Source organism: Mycobacterium sp. 141 (assembly GCF_000382405.1).
Classification (GTDB): domain Bacteria; phylum Actinomycetota; class Actinomycetes; order Mycobacteriales; family Mycobacteriaceae; genus Mycobacterium.
This window is the reverse complement of the sequence record NZ_KB908257.1, coordinates 385,773-405,999: the sequence shown is the minus strand read 5'-3', so window position 1 is coordinate 405,999 and position 20,227 is coordinate 385,773. Positions and strand designations below refer to the sequence as shown.

Genomic DNA, 20,227 nt, shown 5'->3' with positions numbered 1-20,227 from the left:
AGCATGAGCGCCGATATTTCGACTACTGCCGCGTGGCAAGCTCTGATCCGTCATCACGACAAGATCGGTGAGACCCACTTGCGTGAGTTCTTCGCCGAGGATCCCGCCCGCGGTACCGAGCTGGTGTTGAACGTCGGCGACCTTTATATCGACTACAGCAAGCACCGCATCACCCGCGAGACGGTGAAGCTTCTGGTGGAGCTGGCCCGCACCGCGGAGCTGGAGCAGCACCGCGACGCCATGTTCTCCGGTGAGCACATCAACACCTCCGAGGACCGCGCCGTACTGCACACCGCACTGCGGTTACCCGCCAACGCCGAACTCACCGTGGACGGCCACGACGTGGTCGCCGATGTACACGATGTGCTCGATCGGATGGGTGCCTTCACCGACAAGCTGCGCTCGGGTGAATGGACCGGGGCCACCGGCAAGCGCATCACCACCGTCGTCAACATCGGCGTCGGCGGTTCGGACCTGGGCCCGGTGATGGTCTACGACGCGCTGCGGCACTACGCCGACGCGGGCATCTCGGCACGCTTCGTGTCCAACGTCGACCCCGCCCACCTGGTCACCACACTCGACGGACTCGACCCCGCCACAACACTTTTCGTCGTCTCCTCCAAGACCTTCTCGACACTGGAGACGCTGACCAACGCCACCGCCGCGCGACGCTGGCTGGTCAAAGCACTCGGCGATGCCGCAGTGGCCAAGCACTTCGTGGCGGTCTCGACCCACAAGAAGCTGGTCGACGAATTCGGCATCAACACCGACAACATGTTCGGCTTCTGGGACTGGGTCGGCGGCCGCTACTCGGTGGACTCGGCGATCGGCCTCTCGGTGATGGCCGTGATCGGCAAGGAACGCTTCGCCGAGTTCCTGGCCGGCTTCCACCTTGTCGACGAACACTTCCGCACCGCCCCACTGGAAGACAACGCCCCGGCACTGCTCGGCCTGATCGGCCTGTGGTACTCCAGCTTCTTCGGCGCACAATCACGCGCGGTCCTGCCCTACACCAACGACCTGAACCGATTCGCAGCCTACCTGCAACAGCTGACCATGGAATCCAACGGCAAATCAGTGCGCTGCGACGGCTCACCGGTGAGCACCGAGACCGGCGAAATCTATTGGGGCGAGCCAGGAACCAACGGCCAACACGCCTTCTACCAGCTGCTGCACCAAGGCACCCGGCTGATCCCCGCCGACTTCATCGGGTTCTCCCAACCCGTCGACGATCTCGCCACCGCCGACGGCGAAGGCAGCATGCACGACCTGCTGATGAGCAACTTCTTCGCCCAAACCCAGGTGCTGGCGTTCGGCAAGACCGCCGCCGAGATCGCCGCCGAAGGCACCCCCGCCGCAATCGTGCCGCACAAGGTCATGCCGGGCAACCGGCCCTCGACCTCCATCCTGGCCACCAAACTCACCCCATCAGTCGTCGGCCAACTGATCGCACTCTACGAACACCAGGTCTTCACCGAAGGCATCATCTGGGGCATCGACTCCTTCGACCAATGGGGCGTCGAACTAGGCAAAACCCAAGCCAAAGCACTACTCCCAGTCATCACCTGCGACGAATCCCCCACCAAACAATCCGACTCCTCAACCGACGCCCTAGTACGCCGCTACCGCGTAGAACGCGGACGCGCAAAATAACCCACTACACAAAACGCTTGGTGTACTTCGGCGGCAACAGTCGCAACACCTGGGTCAGCGGAGCCCACGGCCAGCGTGGCACCACTGCGCGCGCCTTTTCCTTCTCGATGGCATCGACCATCGCCCGCACACCCGTCTCGTTGTCGACCATGAGCATCGTGGAGTTCGCTCGCGCCGTCATCTCCGATTCGATGTAGCCCGGCTCGATCAGCGTCACCCGGATCGGTCCCTTGCCGTATTCGGCACGCAGCGATTCACCCAGAGAGGTCATGCCGGCCTTGCTCGCGCAGTACGCCGCCTTGGCGCCCGGGACCCCGCGGTTGCCGAGCACCGACGAGATCAGCACGAGGTGCCCGGAACCGGACTTCTTGAACATCTCCAACGCGGACTCGATCTGTACCAGGCCGGCAACAAGATTGGTTTCCAGCGTGGCCTTGTTGGCCCACGGCTTACCCTCACCGAGCGGCCAGCCCTTCCCGATGCCCGCGTTGACGATGACCCGGTCGATCCCGCCGAGTTCGTCGGACAGTTCACCGAACACCCTGGGCACGGCCTCGTGGTCGTTGACGTCCAGCTCCGCGACAACCACCTTGACGTGGGGATGCCGGTCGGCGAGCTCAGCCTTGAGTTCGTCGAGCCGCTCGATACGACGGGCGCACAACGCCAGGTCACGCCCCTTGGCCGCGAACTGTCGGGCCATACCGGCGCCCAGGCCCGAGCTGGCACCGGTGATGAGGATCTTCTGGCGGATCATGGCAGCAGGATAACCGAGTTAGACACCTACCAAAGAGCTGCCGGGATGAGCACTGCTACTTGAGCAACCGTGACATCCGGCGGTCGGCCAGCACTTTGCCACCGGTCTGGCACGTCGGGCAGTACTGAAAAGACTTGTCGGCGAACGCCACTTCCCGCACAGTGTCCCCGCACACCGGGCAGGGCAGCCCGGTGCGGGCATGCACGCGCAGCCCGGATCGCTTCTCGCCCTTGAGCGTCGCGGCCTGCTGTCCGACCGAGCGGGTCACCGCATCGGTGAGCACCGAGATCATCGCATCGTGCAGATCGGCCAACTGGGCCTCGGTGAGCTTGCTCGCGGTCGCGAAGGGCGACAGCTTGGCCACGTGCAGGATCTCGTCGCTGTAGGCGTTGCCGATCCCGGCGATCACCAACTGGTCGGTGATCACGTTCTTGATCCGGCCGCTCTCCCCCGCGAGTGCGGCGGCCAGACCGGCCTGATCGAGCGACAGCGCGTCAGGACCGAGTGCCGCGATCTGAGGCACCTCTGACGGATCGCGCACCACCCACACGGCAAGGCGCTTCTGCGTCCCGGCCTCGGTGAGGTCGAACCCCTCCCCGTCCAGATGCACCCGCAGGGCGATCAGCCCTTTGCCCGGCTTGAGCGGGGTGGGCGCCAGTTTGTTCGACCAGCGCAGCCAGCCCGCCCGCGACAGGTGAGTGATCAGATAGAGCTGACCGACCTGCAGACCCAGGTACTTGCCCCACCGAGCGGCTCCGGTAACGGTCTGCCCGTGCAGAGCGGACACCGGCGGGTCGAAAGTCTTGAGCACCGAGAGGGCAACCACGTCGACGCGCGTCACCACCCGTCCGGTGGCATGTCGACGTAGATGGTCGGCGAGGGCCTCCACCTCAGGTAGCTCGGGCACGCCTTCCAGTGTGTCAGGCCCACACCGAGCATGCTGGTATCCATGTCAGACCGGCCCGCGCCCAAACCGGTTTCCCACCCGCTACGAAACATCTTCGTGCTCAACAGCGGACCACGCCGATTCTCGTTCGCGCTGCGCGCAGCACTGTGCATGACGGTGCCAGTGCTCGTCGGCTGGGCGTTCGGCGACATCGCTGCCGGGCTGATCGCCACCATCGGCGGGTTCACCTCGTTGTACGGCAGTGGCAGGCCTTACCTCAACCGTGGCGTCTATCTCGGCGTGGTCGTGGTGTGCTTCGCCGCCGCGGTGGCGCTCGGAGACTGGGCGGCTGCCGCGCCGTGGCTGGCAGTGGGGACCGTCACCGTGATCGCGATGGTCGTCGTGCTGGTGTGCAACGCACTGGCCATCGGGCCGCCGGGCGCCTACCTGTTCGTGCTGGCCTGCGCTGCGGGCACCGGGGTGGCCACCACACACCTGACGCCGGCCCATCTCGCTGTGCTGGTGCTCGCCGGCGGCGCATTCGCCTGGCTGGTTCATATGGCGGGCGCGCTGACACGCCCGCGCGGCCCGGAGCGCGCCGCGGTTACGGCCGCAGCAACGGCGATCAGCGGGTACATCGAAACGATCGGCGGTGACGCTCATGCCGAAGCCGCCGCCCGGCACCGGGCCGCCACACTGCTGCACACCGCATGGATCACGTTGGTCACCTACCAGCCCGTGCAACCCAAACCCGATGACACTCTCTACCGCCTGCGGGTGGTGAACCGCCGTTTGCACGCGCTGTTCGCCGAAGCCATGCGCAGCGCCGACACCGGCCGGCCGTTGCCGTTCGACGGGGCGGAACTTGCGCGGCATCTGGCCACCGTGCCCGCCGACGCCTTCATCGACGACCATGGCGTGGAAGGGGTTCCGCTCGGTAGGCCCAGCGCGGCGGCGCTGCTGCGCCGGGCGGTGACCCCGGGTTCCAACTCCATGCGGCTGGCAGCCCGCGTCGGAATCGCGGTATTTATCGCCGGCGCCATCACCGGGGTGTTGGGAATCAGCCACGCTTACTGGGCGATGGCGACCGCAGTGCTGATGTTGCATCAGGGTTTCGATTGGCTGCGCACGGTACAGCGCGGCATCGAACGCACACTGGGTACCTGGCTGGGACTCGGCGTGGCCGGGGCGATCCTGGCGCTGCACCCGCAGGGAGCGTGGTTGGCCTTGGTGCTCGGCGCATTGCAGTTCACCATCGAGATGTGCGTGGTGCGTAACTACACTCTTGCCGTCATCTTCATCACGCCCGCGGCGCTGACCATCGCGTCGGGTGGCACGCCGGTCGCCGGTCTCGGTGCGCTACTACTGGCACGTGGGGGTGACACGCTGATCGGTTGTGCCGTCGCCCTTTTGGTGTATTGGCTGACCGAGCGCGGTCGCCCTCCGGCCGGATTGGCGACCGCGATCTCGGGCACGGTGACCGCCATCGAGTCGACAGTGCGCCATCTGGCGACCGGCGACGTCACCACCGCCCAAGCCCGTACCGACCGCAGGGATCTGCAATTGCGCGCGATGGCGATGCTGCCCGCCTACGACGTCGGCGTCGGCGGATCACCGTCGCAACGTGCTGCGGCCGAACGCATGTGGCCGACGGTGGTGGTCGCCGAGCAACTCGCCTACCGCACCCTGGCAGCGTGTTGGGCATTGGAACACGACGGCAACACCGCGGCGGCCGCCGACACCGCCGCCGACCTGACCGAACAGGTCTCAGCGCTCGGGTTGCCAGACCAGGGACAGTAGCCAGCTGACGATCGACAGCACGATCGCCGCCCAGATCGCGGTCCACCAGAATTCGTTGATCTGCAGGCCCCAGTGGGTGGTGCTCTCGGTGATCCGGGACGTGATCCACAACATGAGTGCATTGATCACGATGTGGATGAGTCCGAGGGTCAAGATGTACAGCGGGATCGAGAGTATCTGCACGATCGGTTTGATGATCGCGTTGACCACACCGAAGATCACCGCGACGACGAAGATGATGCCGACGCGCGCCACGGTCGTGTTTCCACCGACAAAACTCATCCCCGGCACGATCAGCGTCACGATCCACAGTGCGAGCCCGGTCAGCCCGGCGCGCAACAGAAATGACGTCATGACTGTCAGTCTGCCGATCGGAGCAGGTAGGTGTCCATGATCCAGCCGTGGCGTTCGCGCGCTTGGGCCCGCGCCGCAACGATCTGTTCCCCCACCTCGCCGACGCGGCCGGCGACGAGGATCTCCTCGGGCGTGCCCAGATAGGCGCCCCACCAGATCCGGGTCTGCCGCGGGCAATCCTGGAACGAGCATTCGGCGTCGAGCATCACCACCGCGGCGCCGGAGAGGCCCTCCTCGCGCAACCGGCGCCCCGTGGTTATCAGCACCGGCTCGCCGATGTCGTTGAGCGGGATACGGTGCCGTGCCGTCAGCGCCTGGATGGCGGTGATTCCGGGAATGACGTCGTAGTCGAATTCCACCTGCTCGGCGACCCGGTCGAGGATGCGCAGCGTGCTGTCATACAACGACGGGTCACCCCAGACCAGAAAGGCGCCGACGCCGTCGGGCCCGAGTTCGGTCTCGATCGCCTGCGCCCAGATGCCGGCCCGCTCGGCATGCCAATCGGCGACTGCACTGGTGTACTCCCCGGTGGTCGCGCGCGGCGGATCGATCAGCTCGACGAACCGGTACCCGGGTGCCCCAGGTGTGGATTTGATGAACCGTTCGCAGATCGACCGCCGCAGCGCAACCAGCTCGTCGGCGCCTCGCCGCGGCGCCTTGTCCATCGCGAAGAACACCTGGGTGTCATTGAGTGCGGAAACCGCTTGTGCCGTGACGTAGTCGGGGTCGCCCGCGCCGATACCGATGACGTGGATGTGGCGCACATCCGAAGGGTAACGATCTGACCACGCCGGAAAGTATGCGGTACCGTGGGTATTGACTAAACGTTGCGAGTGACCCTACTTTCGATGAGCAGCTTCGCTCCGAACAGTCGAAGGGACGTCCACGGTGACAACTTCGGTCAGGGCGGCCAACGCCGCCACACGTGAGGAGTTCTCCGAGCGCCTGCTCAAGGGCTCGGTGCGCAAGTCCTATGCGCCCGTCGTCGACATCGACTGGGATGCACCCCTGGAGCCCGACAAGTATTACCTGCCTCCGAAGACGGTGTCCCTGTATGGAACCCCGTTGTGGGAGCGCATGTCCCGCGCCGAGCAGATCGAACTGTCACGTCAGGAGCTGGTCAACACACTCTCGGCCGGCATCTGGTTCGAGAACATCCTCAACCAGGCGCTGCTGCACAAGATCATGCATCAGGACCCCACCGCCCGCGCCACCCACTACGAGCTCACCGAGTTGGGCGACGAGACGCGGCACATGGTGATGTTCGGCAGGGCGATCGAGAAGGTGGGCGCCAAGCCCGTCCGGCCGCGGCTGTACCAGCGGATGATCATCAACGCGCTGCCGTTCGCGTTCCGCGGTTCCTTGCTGTGGGTGGCCGCTCTGATCGGCGAAGAGATCTTCGACTCCCTGCAGCGGCAAATGATGGACGATCCGGAATTGCAGCCAATAATCCAGCGCCTCATGCGAATTCACGTCACCGAGGAGGCCCGCCACATCCAGTTCGCCCGCGACGGGCTGCGCAAGCGCACTCCGACGATGCCCTGGATCACCCGCGTGTGGGTCGGCAATCTCAACGGGGTGGGCGGGCTGTTCTTCCGCTTCCTGTTCACCAACAAGGTGCAATACCGCCGGGTCGGCCTCGATGCCCGCGCGGCCCGCAAGATGGCGCGGGCCAGCGCACACCGGCACGAGACCCAGATCGCCGGGTTTGCCCCGTTGGCCGCCTTTCTGGAGGAAGTCGGGTTGATGGGCCCGATCGCCCGACGGCTGTGGCGCCGCACCGGGTTCCTGCCCGCCACCATGGTGCGTGGCATCACGACATCCCCGAGCTCGACCGTCGAAGCCGACGACGACGTATACGACGGCGCGGCAACACTGCAGATCGCCGACGGCGAGCATCCTGTGCATGTGCGTCTGACCGGACACGTGGACCCGATCGACGGCCGATACCATTGGCGTGGAACGATTCTCGATGCACCAGCCGTTGCCCCCGGTCCGGTCCGGCTGACGATCGACACCCGGTGCGTGGACGCCCGGATCACCGAACACACCGCACAGGGCACCTACTCGATTGCCGGTGTCGGCATGCCGCCGTTCAGCCTGCCGAACGTGGAGATCACCGTCGTCGAGTAAATGCAGCGTTCCTGACACGCGTGGTGCGCACCTGAAAATCCTGTCGTGTCACGACGCGTCGCCCCGGCGTAGTTTGGGTACACACGCACAAAGGCTGCGCTATGACAGACACAGACAGGGCAACAGGAGTGGTCGCGGTCGGCGCATCTGCCGGCGGCGTGGAGCCGTTAACCCGTTTGTTGGTGGCCAGCCTGACACCGGACCTCTCCTACGCCATTCTGGGGGTCCTGCACATGCCTGCCGACGCGCCGAGTGTGTTGGCCAAGGTTCTCGATCGCGCCGGATCGCTGCCTGCGGCGACGGCATTGACCGGCACCGCACGGGAGCCCGGTGCCATTTACGTTGCCGCACCGAATCGCCACCTGCTGGTCTATGACCATCAGACGGTGCTGGCCGAAGAACCAACCGAGAACGGACATCGGCCGGCGACCAACGCGCTGTTCCGGTCCGCAGCACTTTGCCTTCGGGCCGCGCGTGATCGGTGTACTGCTTTCGGGCGTGCTCGACGACGGCGTCCTCGGCTCTGCAGCCATCCAGTCCAAGGGCGGCACCACAATCGCACAAACTCCGACCGACGCTTTGTTCCCTTCGATGCCGGCCAACGCCGTCGAAGCGGGTGTGATCGATCATCAAGCCGATGCGGCTGATATGAGCGGTCTCATCAAACAGCTCACCGGGCGGGTTATCGAGGAGCGCGAGATGGAACGCGACAACTCCATGGAGCTGGAGAACAGAATTGCGATGGCGAAACCGTTTTCGACCGACTTCGACACCGAGAGTCGCGTCGGCCACGGCTGGACGGCCGAAGCCCTTTTGCAGGCCCGCAATGGGGAAATGCAGAGCGCGCTGTGGATCGCACTGCGCAGCCTGCAGGAGAAGGCGAAGCTCTCCCGGCACCTCGTGGAGCAGACGGGACCCGGCCAGCTGGCCGACCGGTACCACGAGGTCGCCGACGAGGCCGAGCACGCCGTCTCGGTGCTCAGCGAGCGACTGTCGGCGTCAATCCCGCACCTGGAGCACGGCGGTGGCTAGCTCGCACAGCCCGATGGCCGTGTCGACACGTGCGTGGGGCAACAGCCAGCTACTCAGCGTCGACGGCGTCCTGGACCGTACGACGTATCGAGAACTGCGCGACGCTGTCATAAAGACGGCGTTGGACGAGCCGATGTCCGTTATCGTCGACGTCACCGAGCTGCAGGTTGCCGCCGAGTCCGCCTGGTCGGTGTTCACCAGCGCGCGCTGGCACGTCAGCGTCTGGCCGGACGTGCCGGTGATCTTGGTGTGTGGGCACGCTGCCGGTCGCAGGGCCATCAAGAGAAACGGCATCACCCGATACGTTCCGCTGTATGCCACCGCCGAATCGATATGCTCGGCGCTCCAGTCCGACGGTATCGGGCCACAGCGTCGGCGAGCCTGCGTTCAGTTGCCAGCGGTGCATTCCAGCTTGCGTCGGTCGCGGCAGCTGGTCGCCGAGTGGTTGACGAACTGGTCGCAAATCGACCTTGTTCCGGTGGCCGCCATCGTGGTCGAAGTTCTGGTCGAGAACGTCCTGGAGCACACCCTCAGTGCCCCGCGACTCATAGTCGAAAGCCGGGGCGACGCCGTCACCATCGCGGTCGCCGACGACAGCCGGGCCCCGGCGGTTCGGCATGAGGATCCCTGCCGCGGCGGCGACACGGTCTCGGGACTCGCAGTGCTCGCCGCGTTGGCCCGTGCGTGGGGCAACACGCCGTCACCAGCAGGCAAGACCGTATGGGCCGTGCTTGGTCCCGAGAATTCGCTGTAACCGCGGGTAGTGTTCACCACCCTGACGACGGTGTTCAACACGATCTTGATCAATGTCACGTCGTTCTTTCAGGACCCGGAGGCCTGGGAGTTCGTGCGCACGGACGTCACCGGCCTCGAACGCTCGTCAAAGCCGTCAACCGGCGGGGCAGGAAAACTCGAATCAGGGTCGCCGTTAACGGTCGGCGACATCGGTCGCGCGATCTGCAGTCACGATCTCCTGCGCAACGTCGACGAGAGGGGTGTTGGAATTCTGGGACAACCGTTTGAGCACCTGAAAGGCCTGGACCGCGTCGATCTTGAAGCGTTCCATCAGCATGCCTTTCGCCTGACCGATGATGTCGCGAGAGGCCAACGCGCTGCGGAACTGTTCATCCCGACGGAGCAGGTTCCACGCAAGGGCGGCGTGGGTGGCGACGATCAGACCGGATTCGACGGCCTCGACATCGAAGGCATATGCGCGCTCGGAATAGAAATTCAATGCGCCCATCGTCTGGTGGTCGGCATAGAGCTGAAAGGCCATAATCGAGCGGATCGGTGTTTCCTCACGCGTATCCCGACAGTAGGCGGGCCAGCGCTGCTCTGTCTCGATGTCATCGATCTTGATGATGTGCTGCTCCCACGCTGCACTTAGGCACGGCCCCTCACCGGATAGTTGCTGAAACTTGTCCAGAAGGGCTGGATATTCGCTGGTCGCTGCGGCGGTGTGCAGCTTGCCGTCACGCGATGCGATGGTGATGCCGGCGTGCTGAGCGGCCGGGATATAGCTGACGCCACTCTCGGTGAGCTCACCCAGGACGGCGTCGACTTCGGCGGGCGGAGACTGCTGGATATCGCGGATCAGCTCACTGATCTGCAAGGCAATAACCGCATGTGGGGTATCTGTCATGGAATTCGCTCCCATCCCCCGCGAGCGACGGGAGCGTCGCAAGAGGCAGTCAGGCCAATCGTAGTCCTTCACCCTCAACGGGCGACCCGCGCGACTTCTAGAATAGGTTCTCGTATATAGGCATACGGTGCACTTATGCCGAGGCGATGACCGATTCCCGCCGAGCGTAACTTCGCTCACTTTCGCATTCAAAATGCAAAGTAAGTTGATGGAACATCAGAAGCCCGGTTAGCGTTGTAGCCGCCGTTCTCGCCGATGCTGCCCGAGAGCTCCTGTGCGCCGTCCTACCGGAGAACCGCCTCGCATGACGACTTCCCTCAACCGCCCGTCGGCGCCCGTGTCCGTCGTCGCAACCGACCCCACCGTGCGCCGGCTTGCCGTGGTCGCCCTCGCACTCGGTGGTTTCGGCATCGGCACCACCGAGTTCGTGGCCATGGGACTGCTGCCCGATATCGCGTCGAGCTTCGGGATCACCGAACCCACCGCCGGTCACGTCATCTCTGCATACGCTCTCGGCGTTGTCGTGGGTGCACCGGTCATCGCGGCCGTCACCGCGCGGCTGCCGCGTAAGGCGCTGCTGCTCGGCCTGATCACCGTGTTCACGCTTGGCAATCTGGCCAGCATGGTGGCGCCGTCGTACCCGACACTGGTCGCAGCCCGCTTCGTCGCAGGCCTGCCGCACGGCGCGTTCTTCGGTATCGCCGCCCTGGCCGCTGCTCACCTGATGGGCCCGCAGAACCGGGCCAAGGCAGTCGCCCACGTGCTGTCCGGCTTGACCATCGCCACGGTGCTCGGTGTACCGATTGCCTCCTGGCTCGGCCAGGCGCTGGGTTGGCGCAGCGCGTTCGGCCTGGTGGTCGCCATCGGGATGGTCACGCTGGCCGCGCTGTGGTTCTGGCTACCCGACCATCTGCGCACCATGCACGTCACCAGCCCACTGACCGAGCTCGGTGCGCTGCGCCGGCCCCAGGTCTGGCTGGCTGTGCTGATCGGCATGATCGGATTCGGCGGGATGTTCGCCGTGTACACCTACATCAGCACCACGATGACCGATGTGGCGGGGCTGTCACGCACCCTGGTTCCGGTGGCGCTCATGGTGTTCGGCCTCGGCATGGTGGTCGGCAACCTGGTCGGCGGCCGGTTGGCCGACACGTCGGTGGTTCGCGCGCTCTACCTGTCCCTCGGCGCTCTCGGGGTGTTGCTGACGGTGTTCGTGGCGGCCGCGCACAACCCATGGACCGCGCTGCTGGCGCTGTTCGGGATCGGCGCGTCCGGCTCCGCAGTGGGACCGGCGTTGCAGACGCGGTTGATGGACGTGGCCCACGACGCGCAGACGCTCGCCGCGGCACTCAACCACTCCGCCCTCAACGTCGGCAATGCCACCGGTGCCTGGGTCGGCGGTCTGGTCATCGCGGCGGGCTACGGCTACACCGCTCCCGCCGCTGCGGGTGCGATCCTGGCGGTCGGCGGCCTGCTTGTGCTCACCGCGTCGGTGGCACTGCAGCGCCGCAGCCTTATTCCTCGATGATGTGGACCGCTGCCTCTTCCGCAGAGGCCGCGCCACCATCGATGCCGACGTCACTGCCGAGCAGCTCCGCCTCGTCATCCTCACCGAAGCCTGCATTGGGCGCGACGAGGCGGCCAGACCGACGGTCCCCGACTTCGTCATCGCCGGCCTGCTCGTCGGGATAGTCGTCATCGTCGAGCTGCATCGCCGGGTCGGGTTCCTCCTCGGCCAGCAGCTCATCGAGGCTCTCGTGGTCGCGGGGTTCCCGCCAGCGGTCCGGAGGCGTGTAGCCCTCGTCGAGCAGATCGTCTACGCCCCGGTTTATCAGGGCGTCCTCCTGAGTCAACTGGTCATCGTCATCGACGCTGTATTCATCAGCGCCGTCGTCGCGCCTACTCATGCATCAAACGATGTCACAGTTCGCGCTTCCCGGTGGTGGGCGCCACGCTAGCTGAGAAGCGCCTGGAACCCGCGGCGAGGTCGGCGCGTCGGTGCAGCACCGACTGCCGCACTGCCTATTCTTGGCGGATGATCGGCCAGGCGCTGGAAAAGTGACGACCGACGATGTCGTGGTCATCTACACCGACGGCGGATGCCGACCGAACCCTGGTCCGGGTGGCTGGGGTGCAGTGTTGCGGCACGGCACGCGCGTTCGCGAAATGTTCGGCGGGGATTCCGGAGTCACCAGCAACAACAGGATGGAGCTGACGGCGCCCATCATGGCACTCGAGGCGCTCACCAGGCCCGTGGTTGTGCACCTCCACACCGACAGCACCTATGTACGGAACGGCATCACCAAGTGGGTGCTCAGCTGGGAACGCAACGGCTGGATGACCGCCGCGAAGCAGCCCGTGAAGAACGTCGACCTCTGGCAGCGGCTGCAGGCCGCCTGCGCGCGGCACCAGGTCGAGTGGTTCTGGGTGAAGGGGCATGCGGGTATCGCCGACAACGAGTTGGCCGACGAACTGGCAACCCGAGGACTGGAAGAAGCTGTGGCCCTGGCCACCGTTCGCTGACGGTTTGCGACCGTCAGCGAATTCACGGTGCCCCGGGATAACGCCTAGTTCGTCGACGGTGGAGGTGGTTGGGGTTGGAAGGGTGTGTACCACCACCAGTCGGCGTATTCGCCAGGTGGGTCCGGGGCAGGGTGGGACGTCGGGTGGGGGTGTGGTGGGTGGACGGGCCAGCGACCCGCCGTGCAGTGCTCGACCGTTACTGTCGGTGACAGTGAGCCGGTGCGCGGGTCCGGTGAGGGTGATGTCGCCGCGGTGGTGTGCCCGATGGTGGTGCGGACAGAGCAACACCAGGTTTGTCGCAAGTCGGGAATCTACCCCCATGACGGACTGGCTCACCGAGCGTGCACCCAGTGCGAAAAACCACAAAGAAAATCGCAGTGTGTGCACGTTGGACGCGGATTTGCTCGGGCGGCGCAGTGCCCTCGGCTTGGTGACAAGCCGGGAAACTTACTCGCTGTCGTTGTTCCTAGATCGGGAGGCGACGAATGCGTATCGTCTGCTCGCCGAGCACTACGATTGCACCCTGCATGAGGTCGTCCTGGACGACGGCAAGGTTGTCGATGAGCAGACCGGCCCTGTTCAGCGGCTCGTCGACCGACGGCACGCCGTATCAGGACAATCGACGGTGCCGTCGCGCCGGACCGAGCCAGCAAAGTGCCGAAATCTGTATCGGCGCTGACCAACACGCGGCCCCTCGGCTGCTGCCAACGCGAGGACCACATCATCGGTCGCACTGCCCAATCCACGATCACGAACATGGACGACGTCCTGACCGGCCTCGATGAGATCATCACAGAAGGGTCCGACAAATCCGGACCGCTACAACCCGGACGCCCGCACGGTTGTGATTGTTACTCGCTTGCCGGGTTGTGACGCAGCACGGGATCACTCCCACACGACCTCTTGCGGCGTCTTGTCCGGACGCAAACCGCGCCAGCTCGGCTGGCGTAGCCGATTGTCGGACGTCCGTTCGCTGTAGCGGACCTCCCCGACCAATTCTGGGCGCACGAATGTCACGCCCCGGGCATCGAGCGTGGGAAGTGGTGCGTTGAAAGGTGATTCGTCGGTGTGCAACGGGGCCAGCAGTTTTTTCAGCTTGGCCAGATCGTTCTCGGTGAATCCGGTACCGACCCGGCCGGCGAACTGCAGCCCGCCTTCGGCTGGAATGCCGAGCATGAGGGCGCCGATACCGCTGGTGCGCCCGCCCTCGCCTTGGCGCCAGCCGCCGATCACCACTTCCTGGGTATTCCAGATTTTGTCCTTGATCCATGAAGCCGACCGTCGACCCGGTTGATAGGTGGCGTCGCGCTTCTTGGCAACCACCCCTTCGAACCGCTGCTCCCGGGCATGGTTCATGGCTTCCGGCCCGTCACCGGGCAGCAGCGGCGGCACGATGAGCCCACCACCGGCAGCCAACGCCTCCAGCAGCCGTCGGCGGTCACTGTATTTCACGCGCAACAGCGATCTGCCGTCGAGCAGCAGAATGTCGAAGGCCCAGAACTCGATCCGCGTGGATCGCACCCGATTCTGCATCGCAGCAAAACTCGGCACCCCGGTGTCGTCGAGGGCCACGACCTCGCCGTCGAGAATCACGTGATGGTCGGCGAGATCGGCTGCCAGCGCCTGCAATTGCGGATACTCACCCGTGACGTCGCGTCCACTGCGCGACCGGAGCTGCAGGTGCCCGTGGTCGGCATCCACCAACAGACGGTAGCCATCCCATTTGCCTTCGAAGGCCCACTGGGATTGCTTGAGTTTGTCGACGGAGCCTTCGGTGGCCAGCATCGGGGCGAAATCCTGGAGCTGTACCCGCGGCTGATCTTTCATCCGGTGCGCGAGCCAGTTCTTGCCCTCGGTCTGGATGAGCGCGTACCGGCCTTCGATACGTCTGCCCCGCAGGGTGAAGATCACCTCACCGTTTTTGGCGTCAGGGGCTTCAGAATCAGCGGGCACCCGGAACTTCTCGGCCTCATACGTTCCCGCGTCCCAGATGATCATGTTGCCCGCGCCGTACTCCCCTTTCGGGATCGTGCCGTGAAAGTTCAGGTACTCCAGCGGGTGGTCTTCGGTATGCACTGCAAGGTGATTCACCGAGGTGGTCTCGGGCAGATTCTTGGGGACAGCCCAGCTCACCAGAACGCCGTCGTGTTCGAGCCGCAAGTCGTAGTGCAGGCGCCGCGCATGGTGTTCCTGAATCACGAACCGGTCGTTGTTACCCGTCGCGGCAATACCTTTGGGTACGGGCTCGGGTGTCTTGGCGGCATCGCGCATGCTGCGGTAGGTCGTCAGCTTGTCGGCAACTGGTGCGTCCTCGTCCAACCCCGCCAGCAGATCCCCGAGTTCGGAAACCCGTTGCAACACTTCGTCGAACCGTAGGTGGTGCAACTTCGGGTCGGCGATCTCGTCCCACGTCCGCGGCGCAGCGACGGTCGGGAACTCCCGGCCCCGCAGGGAATACGGCGCGATGGTGGTTTTGGCCGCACTGTTCTGGCTCCAGTCCAGGAACACCTTGCCGGCCCGCAGGCTCTTGGTCATGGTCGCCGTCACCAACTCGGGCCTGGCATGTTCCAGCTGCTGGGCCACCCGCCGGGCGAGCACCGATGCACCGTGGGAGCTGACGGGTTCGGCCAGCGGCACATACAGGTGCAGCCCCTTGCTGCCGCTGGTCAACGGGTACGTCGTCAGGCCGATATCGCCCATCAACTCACGCACCGCTTGCGCCACCTCGCACATCTGGTGCATCGTGACACCCTCACCGGGGTCCAGATCGAATACGATCCGCGTCGCCGGTCCGACCTGCCCCTCGACGAATCGCCATTGCGGCACATGCACTTCCAGCGCGGCCTGCTGCGCGATCCAGGCCAGCCCCTCGCGGGTGTCGATGATCGGGTAGGTCGTGATCCCTGATTTGTGCACGATGGTGCCGCGCGCCAGCCAGTCCGGGGCCGACGACGCGAGCTGTTTCTCGAAGAACGACGGCTCGGCAACCCCGTTGGGCCAGCGTTTGCGAGTCACCGGGCGGCCGGCGATGTGCGGCAGCATGACCTCGGCGATGCTGAGGTAGTAGTCGAAAACCTCGGCTTTGATGGTACCGGTGGCGGGATAGAGCACCTTGTCGGGATTCGTCAGCCGAACCCGCTCGTAGCGCTCCATGACGCCAGGCTAGATGCGTGCACCCGTCTCCGGGTGGAACAGGTGCACGACACCGTCGGGATGCTTGCGCAGCCGCACCGTCTCGGCCAGCTTGGGTGCGGTCCGCGGATTGCACCGGGCCACCAGCTCCACACCCGAACCCGAACCGGCGTGGGTGTAGACGTAGGCCTCGCTACCGAGGTCCTCGACCAGGTCGACAACCACCTCCACGCCGCCGGCGTCGACGATCTCCAGTTGTTCGGGTCGGATACCGATGGTGACCTCGGACAACCCGTTCAACCGGGTGAGCTGCTCGCGTTCCAGCTCCAGCGTCGAGTTCTCCCCGACCCGGACGCCGTCGGTGACGACGGGCAGCTTGACGAGGTTCATCGCGGGCGATCCGATGAAACCGGCGACGAATTCGTTGACCGGCTTGTCGTACAGCTCTGACGGAGCAGCGAACTGCTGCAGCTTTCCGTTGCGCAGCACCGCGACTCGGTCCCCCATGGTCATGGCTTCGACTTGATCGTGGGTGACATACACGGTGGTGGTGCCCAGCCGACGCTGCAGTGCGGCGATCTGGGTGCGGGTCTGCACGCGCAGCTTCGCGTCGAGGTTGCTCAAAGGCTCGTCCATGCAGAACACCTGCGGCTCGCGCACGATGGCGCGCCCCATGGCGACGCGCTGGCGCTGACCGCCGGACAGCTTGGCGGGCCTGCGGTCCAGGAACTGCTCCAGGTCAAGCAGTTTCGCGGCTTCCTCGACCTTGCGGCGCCGCTCGTCAGCAGGTACACCCCGCAGTTTGAGCGCGAAGCCCATGTTCTCGGCGACGGTCTTGGTCGGGTACAGCGCGTAGTTCTGGAACACCATCGCGATGTCGCGGTCCTTGGACGGTACCCCGGTCATGTCCTTGCCACCGATCTCGATGGCGCCTTCGTCGATGTCCTCGAGCCCGGCCAGCATCCGCAGCGCGGTGCTCTTGCCGGATCCGGACGGGCCGACCAGCACCACGAATTCGCCGTCGGCGATGTCGAGGTTGAGCGAGTCGACCGCGAGCTTGTCCGAGCCCTCGTAGATGCACGAGGCGTTGCGGTAGGTGATTGCAGCCATGAGAAACTCCTGTTTTGACTTTCCGTTTACTTGATCGCGCCGAAGGACAGTCCACGGACCAGTTTGTTCTGCGCGATCCAGCCCGCGAGAACCACCGGAAGCGCGGCCATCGTCGCCGCCGCGCACAGCTTGGCCCAGTACAGGCCCTCACCCGCGATGAAGCCGACGAGGAACACCGGCATGGTCTGGGCTTGCACCGCAGTGAGATTCACCGCGAAGAAGAATTCGTTCCAGGCGAAGATGACGCAGATCAGCGCCGTGGCCGCGATCCCGGGTGACACCAGCGGCAGGATCACCTCCCGCACCGAACGCCAGGTGCTGGCGCCGTCGAGGCTCGCGGCCTCCAGGAGTTCGCCGGGCACCTCGAGGAAGAACGACCGCATCATCCACACCGCGATCGGCAGGTTCATCGAGGTGTACAAGATGATCAGGGCCCAGATGTTGTCCAGCAGGCCGATGTTCGAGACGATGACGTACAGCGGGATGATCGCCGCGACGATCGGCAGCATCTTGGTGCTCATGAAGAAGAACAGCGCGTCCTGGGTCTTGCGCACCGGTTTGAGGGAGAGCGCGAACGCCGCCGGAATACCCAGCGCCAGAACGAGGACCGTCGACACCGTGGTGGCATAGAGCGAGTTGAGCAGGCTGGTGCCGACGCCGTTGGCGAAGACGGCCTTGAACTCGTCGAGGGTGGGGACGAAGAAGAGCTTCGGGGTGGTGGTGTAGGCGTCGACCTCTTGTTTGAAGGCGGTCAGCACCATCCAGAACACCGGGAAGAAGAAGCCCAGGCCAACGATCCAGGCCACCACGCCCCACGGATCGAACTTGCGCCGCTTGACCTTTGCCGGGCTCGCAGCCTTCTCGTGTGTCGCGTTCGTCGTGACGGTACTCATCAGGCCGCCTCCTCCTTGCCCGTGAACGATTTGAAGATCAGCCGCAGTGCGAAGCTCGCGATGATCATCGTGAAGATCACGACCACGACGCCCATCGCTGCCGCCTGGCCGATGTCGAAGCCCAGGAAGGCACGCTGGTAGATGTAGAACGGCAGGTTCGCGCTCGCGGTACCCGGCCCGCCCTGGGTCATCATGTAGATCGCGTCGAAGGTGTTGACCAGGTAGATCGCGCCGAGCACGGTGCCCAACTCGATGAACCGGCGCAGGTGCGGCAGCGTCAGCTCACGGAACAGCTGGAACGCGCCGGCACCGTCGACCCGGCCCGCTTCGAGGATGTCGCGCGGCATCGACTGCAGGCCCGCCAGGATCAGCAGCATCATGAACGGGGTCCACTGCCACACCAGGGCGATGATGATCGAGGTCAGCGGGAACTGGCTGACCCAGTCGACGTGTTTGAGCCCCAGCGGGGACAGCACCCAGTTGATGATGCCGAACACCGGGTCGAGCATCGCGGTCTTCCACATCAACGCCCCCGCAACGGGTGTCACGAGGAACGGGGTGATCAGCAGCGTGCGCACCACGCCACGGCCCAGGAAGACCCGGTCGAGCAACAGCGCCAGGATCAGCCCGAGTACCACCGAGATCAGCACGGTCGCAGCGATGATCCATACGGTGTTGATCGCGACCTGCCAGAACGTGCCGTCTCTGATGACGTCGAGGTAGTTCTGCAGCCCGACGAAATGCCGGGACCCGGGCCGCACCAGGTTCCACGACAGCGTCGAGTAGTACAGCGTGAACAGAAACGGAATCTGGGTGACGACGATCATGAAGATCAGCGCCGGCAGCAGAGGCCCGCGGCGGCGCCAACCCTCAGCGCGCGAAAACCCGGGATCCTGCTTCTGTTTGATCCGTGCGACGTGCTCGGCCTCGGTCAGCGCATCGGCTGCGGCCGGTAACTGACTGGTTGTCATGGCTTCTCCTGATAGGTCTCGCCGACGACTTCTGCGTACTTCTGCGACTGTTCCAGCGCGTCGGAGACGGACTTCTGCCCGGCGATCGCCGCGCTGATCTGCTGGCTGACCCGGGTTCCGAGGTCCTGGAATTCCGGGATGGCCAGGAATTGCACGCCCGTGTAGGGCACCGGCTGCACGGTGGGCTTGGCGGGGGTGGCACCCTCGATCGAGTCGAGCGTCACCTGACCGAACGCCTTTGCCGCTTCTTTATATTGGGGAATCTGATAGGTCGACAGCCGACTTCCCGGTGGTACCCGCGCCCACCCCAGCTGCTCGCCGACCAGCTTGATGTAGTTCTGGTCGGTCATCCAGGAGATGAATCTCCATGCGGCGTCCGGCTTGTCGCTGCTCTTGGGGATTCCCAGCGCCCAGGTGTAGAGCCAGCCGGAGTTGGGCTTCTCGACCGTCGGCGCCATCGCGTAGCCGACCTTGCCGACCACCTTCGACGATGCGGGATCCTCCAGCACCGACACCGCCGACGTCGCGTCGTACCACATCGCGGCCCGGCCCTGGGCGAACTGCGTCGCGCACTCACCGAAACCGCTTGTCGCCGCGCCGGGTTCACCGTGGTTGCGGACGAGGTTGACGTAGAAGTCGACTGCCTTCTCGACCTCGGGGCTGGTGAGCTGGGCGTTCCATTTCTCGTCGTACCAGCGCCCACCGAAGGTGTTGATCACGGTGTCCAGCGGGGCCAGCACCTCACCCCAGCCGGGCTTGCCGCGCAGGCAGATGCCCACCATGTCCGGACCGTCAAGTTTGGCCGCGGCATCGGCGACCTGCTGCCAGGTCGGGTTGTGCGGCATCTCGATGCCGGCCTGCTCGAACAGGTCCTTGCGGTACATCAGGAACGAGGATTCGCCGTAGAACGGCACCGCGTACATGTTGCCCTTATACGACAGTGATTCGCGCAGCGACGGGATGAAGTCGTTCTCGTCATAGCCCGGCGTATTGCGTGCGTAGTCGGAAAGGTTGACCAGCCAGCCGTTTTCGGCCCATTGCGGAGCCTCGTAGTTGCTGATCATCACGACGTCGAACTCGCCGCCGCCCATCGCGGTGGACGCGGTGATCTTGGCGCGGGCCTGGTTCTCCGACAGCGTGACGAACCGTAGCTTGATGTCGGGGTTGGCGGCCTCGAACCGGTTCGCCAGCGAGCGGGCGTCGGTCATCTGGGAGTTCGACACCATCGCGATCGTCACGGTCTGATCGGTGGCGCCGAGCGAGCCGGCCCCGGCACAACCGGCCGTCAGGGCCAGGCCGGCCGCCGCGACGACCGCGGCCAACTTCCTTGCGAATCTCATGGCA

Annotated in this window: 18 protein-coding genes and 4 pseudogenes; 9 read left to right on the top strand and 13 right to left on the bottom strand. The window is 65.0% G+C overall.

Features of this window, described 5'->3' with window-relative positions; translation table 11 throughout:
* The first annotated feature begins 3 nt into the window (after window positions 1-3).
* A complete protein-coding gene (gene pgi / locus H276_RS0107255) occupies window positions 4-1,653 on the top strand; it encodes a glucose-6-phosphate isomerase (RefSeq protein ID WP_019970639.1) in 1,650 nt (549 codons plus the stop codon).
* Window positions 1,654-1,657: 4 nt separating this feature from the next.
* On the opposite strand, the gene H276_RS0107250 is transcribed toward pgi, so the two are convergent.
* The 3 genes and pseudogenes from H276_RS0107250 to H276_RS25515 form a co-directional block, all read right to left on the bottom strand.
* The gene (locus H276_RS0107250) at window positions 1,658-2,407 is read right to left on the bottom strand and encodes an SDR family oxidoreductase (RefSeq protein WP_019970638.1); all 750 of its coding nucleotides are present in this window, start codon (window positions 2,405-2,407) and stop codon (window positions 1,658-1,660) included.
* A gap of 55 nt (window positions 2,408-2,462) precedes the next feature.
* Window positions 2,463-2,930, bottom strand: a complete 468-nt coding sequence (locus H276_RS25240; protein ID WP_231376626.1) for a zinc finger domain-containing protein — start codon at window positions 2,928-2,930, stop codon at window positions 2,463-2,465.
* An 87-nt stretch (window positions 2,931-3,017) separates the two neighbouring features.
* Window positions 3,018-3,314: pseudogene (locus H276_RS25515) on the bottom strand (DNA-formamidopyrimidine glycosylase family protein); the annotation flags it as partial.
* Between the two features lie 42 nt (window positions 3,315-3,356).
* On the opposite strand from H276_RS25515, the gene H276_RS0107240 reads away from it, so the two are divergent.
* The gene (locus H276_RS0107240) at window positions 3,357-5,093 is read left to right on the top strand and encodes an FUSC family protein (protein WP_231376619.1); all 1,737 of its coding nucleotides are present in this window, start codon (window positions 3,357-3,359) and stop codon (window positions 5,091-5,093) included.
* Here the strand turns inward: H276_RS0107240 and H276_RS0107235 are convergent.
* Both H276_RS0107235 and cobF read right to left on the bottom strand, forming a co-directional pair.
* A complete protein-coding gene (locus H276_RS0107235; RefSeq protein ID WP_019970634.1) occupies window positions 5,061-5,447 on the bottom strand; it encodes a phage holin family protein in 387 nt (128 codons plus the stop codon). The two genes, H276_RS0107240 and H276_RS0107235, sit on opposite strands and share 33 nt — an antisense overlap.
* Window positions 5,448-5,452: 5 nt before the next feature.
* Window positions 5,453-6,211, bottom strand: a complete 759-nt coding sequence (gene cobF / locus H276_RS0107230) for a precorrin-6A synthase (deacetylating) (RefSeq protein WP_019970633.1) — start codon at window positions 6,209-6,211, stop codon at window positions 5,453-5,455.
* A gap of 124 nt (window positions 6,212-6,335) precedes the next feature.
* Between cobF and H276_RS0107225 the strand changes: the two genes are divergently transcribed.
* The 4 genes and pseudogenes from H276_RS0107225 to H276_RS25635 all read left to right on the top strand — a co-directional run.
* On the top strand, window positions 6,336-7,580 hold the full coding sequence (locus H276_RS0107225) for a diiron oxygenase (RefSeq protein WP_019970632.1): 1,245 nt from the start codon (window positions 6,336-6,338) through the stop codon (window positions 7,578-7,580).
* Window positions 7,581-7,681: 101 nt separating this feature from the next.
* Window positions 7,682-8,612 (top strand): annotated as a pseudogene (locus H276_RS24535) (chemotaxis protein CheB).
* 13 nt (window positions 8,613-8,625) lie between these two features.
* Window positions 8,626-9,366: an STAS domain-containing protein gene (locus H276_RS0107215; protein WP_019970630.1), complete on the top strand. Its 741-nt coding sequence runs from the start codon at window positions 8,626-8,628 to the stop codon at window positions 9,364-9,366.
* 24 nt (window positions 9,367-9,390) lie between these two features.
* Window positions 9,391-9,474, top strand: a pseudogene (locus H276_RS25635) (protein-glutamate O-methyltransferase CheR); the annotation flags it as partial.
* A gap of 66 nt (window positions 9,475-9,540) precedes the next feature.
* Here the strand turns inward: H276_RS25635 and H276_RS0107210 are convergent.
* Window positions 9,541-10,254, bottom strand: a complete 714-nt coding sequence (locus H276_RS0107210; protein ID WP_026356685.1) for a GAF and ANTAR domain-containing protein — start codon at window positions 10,252-10,254, stop codon at window positions 9,541-9,543.
* 304 nt (window positions 10,255-10,558) lie between these two features.
* Between H276_RS0107210 and H276_RS0107205 the strand changes: the two genes are divergently transcribed.
* Window positions 10,559-11,782 (top strand): MFS transporter, encoded by a 1,224-nt coding sequence (locus H276_RS0107205; RefSeq protein WP_019970628.1) that lies wholly within the window; start codon window positions 10,559-10,561, stop codon window positions 11,780-11,782.
* Here the strand turns inward: H276_RS0107205 and H276_RS0107200 are convergent.
* Complete coding sequence (locus H276_RS0107200) at window positions 11,769-12,161, bottom strand: DUF5709 domain-containing protein (protein ID WP_019970627.1); 393 nt, start codon at window positions 12,159-12,161, stop codon at window positions 11,769-11,771. The genes H276_RS0107205 and H276_RS0107200 overlap by 14 nt on opposite strands.
* Window positions 12,162-12,312: 151 nt before the next feature.
* On the opposite strand from H276_RS0107200, the gene rnhA reads away from it, so the two are divergent.
* The gene (gene rnhA, locus H276_RS0107195; protein ID WP_019970626.1) at window positions 12,313-12,777 is read left to right on the top strand and encodes a ribonuclease HI; all 465 of its coding nucleotides are present in this window, start codon (window positions 12,313-12,315) and stop codon (window positions 12,775-12,777) included.
* 44 nt (window positions 12,778-12,821) lie between these two features.
* Here the strand turns inward: rnhA and H276_RS25230 are convergent.
* Window positions 12,822-13,071, bottom strand: a pseudogene (locus H276_RS25230) (hypothetical protein); the annotation flags it as partial.
* 25 nt (window positions 13,072-13,096) lie between these two features.
* Between H276_RS25230 and H276_RS24530 the strand changes: the two are divergent.
* The gene (locus tag H276_RS24530) at window positions 13,097-13,456 is read left to right on the top strand and encodes a hypothetical protein (protein WP_155942983.1); all 360 of its coding nucleotides are present in this window, start codon (window positions 13,097-13,099) and stop codon (window positions 13,454-13,456) included.
* 206 nt (window positions 13,457-13,662) lie between these two features.
* Here H276_RS24530 and H276_RS0107180 read toward each other — a convergent pair whose 3' ends face one another.
* From H276_RS0107180 to H276_RS0107160, 5 genes are read right to left on the bottom strand one after another with little or no spacing between them, the layout of a single operon-like run.
* A complete protein-coding gene (locus H276_RS0107180) occupies window positions 13,663-15,930 on the bottom strand; it encodes an ATP-dependent DNA ligase (RefSeq protein WP_019970623.1) in 2,268 nt (755 codons plus the stop codon).
* 9 nt (window positions 15,931-15,939) lie between these two features.
* Entirely contained in the window at window positions 15,940-17,019 is a 1,080-nt protein-coding gene (locus H276_RS0107175; protein ID WP_019970622.1) for an ABC transporter ATP-binding protein, read from the bottom strand.
* Between the two features lie 26 nt (window positions 17,020-17,045).
* Window positions 17,046-17,912: a carbohydrate ABC transporter permease gene (locus H276_RS0107170; RefSeq protein WP_019970621.1), complete on the bottom strand. Its 867-nt coding sequence runs from the start codon at window positions 17,910-17,912 to the stop codon at window positions 17,046-17,048.
* Window positions 17,912-18,883, bottom strand: coding sequence for a carbohydrate ABC transporter permease (locus H276_RS0107165; RefSeq protein WP_019970620.1), 972 nt, complete (start codon window positions 18,881-18,883; stop codon window positions 17,912-17,914). The genes H276_RS0107170 and H276_RS0107165 overlap by 1 nt, the downstream gene beginning before the upstream one ends.
* A complete protein-coding gene (locus tag H276_RS0107160) occupies window positions 18,880-20,223 on the bottom strand; it encodes a sugar ABC transporter substrate-binding protein (protein ID WP_019970619.1) in 1,344 nt (447 codons plus the stop codon). Before H276_RS0107160 ends, H276_RS0107165 begins: the two co-directional genes overlap by 4 nt.
* Window positions 20,224-20,227: the final 4 nt, after the last annotated feature.

What these genes read in the sequence shown, in the direction of transcription:
- pgi (WP_019970639.1), top strand. Translation starts at nt 4, where the DNA reads ATGAGCGCCGATATTTCGACTACTGCCGCGTGGCAAGCTCTGATCCGT.
- H276_RS0107250 (WP_019970638.1), bottom strand. Translation starts at nt 2,407, where the DNA reads ATGATCCGCCAGAAGATCCTCATCACCGGTGCCAGCTCGGGCCTGGGC.
- H276_RS0107240 (WP_231376619.1), top strand. Translation starts at nt 3,357, where the DNA reads ATGTCAGACCGGCCCGCGCCCAAACCGGTTTCCCACCCGCTACGAAAC.
- H276_RS0107235 (WP_019970634.1), bottom strand. Translation starts at nt 5,447, where the DNA reads ATGACGTCATTTCTGTTGCGCGCCGGGCTGACCGGGCTCGCACTGTGG.
- H276_RS0107215 (WP_019970630.1), top strand. Translation starts at nt 8,626, where the DNA reads ATGGCCGTGTCGACACGTGCGTGGGGCAACAGCCAGCTACTCAGCGTC.
- H276_RS0107210 (WP_026356685.1), bottom strand. Translation starts at nt 10,254, where the DNA reads ATGACAGATACCCCACATGCGGTTATTGCCTTGCAGATCAGTGAGCTG.
- H276_RS0107205 (WP_019970628.1), top strand. Translation starts at nt 10,559, where the DNA reads ATGACGACTTCCCTCAACCGCCCGTCGGCGCCCGTGTCCGTCGTCGCA.
- H276_RS0107200 (WP_019970627.1), bottom strand. Translation starts at nt 12,161, where the DNA reads ATGAGTAGGCGCGACGACGGCGCTGATGAATACAGCGTCGATGACGAT.
- H276_RS24530 (WP_155942983.1), top strand. Translation starts at nt 13,097, where the DNA reads ATGACGGACTGGCTCACCGAGCGTGCACCCAGTGCGAAAAACCACAAA.
- H276_RS0107180 (WP_019970623.1), bottom strand. Translation starts at nt 15,930, where the DNA reads ATGGAGCGCTACGAGCGGGTTCGGCTGACGAATCCCGACAAGGTGCTC.
- H276_RS0107175 (WP_019970622.1), bottom strand. Translation starts at nt 17,019, where the DNA reads ATGGCTGCAATCACCTACCGCAACGCCTCGTGCATCTACGAGGGCTCG.
- H276_RS0107170 (WP_019970621.1), bottom strand. Translation starts at nt 17,912, where the DNA reads ATGAGTACCGTCACGACGAACGCGACACACGAGAAGGCTGCGAGCCCG.
- H276_RS0107165 (WP_019970620.1), bottom strand. Translation starts at nt 18,883, where the DNA reads ATGACAACCAGTCAGTTACCGGCCGCAGCCGATGCGCTGACCGAGGCC.
- H276_RS0107160 (WP_019970619.1), bottom strand. Translation starts at nt 20,223, where the DNA reads ATGAGATTCGCAAGGAAGTTGGCCGCGGTCGTCGCGGCGGCCGGCCTG.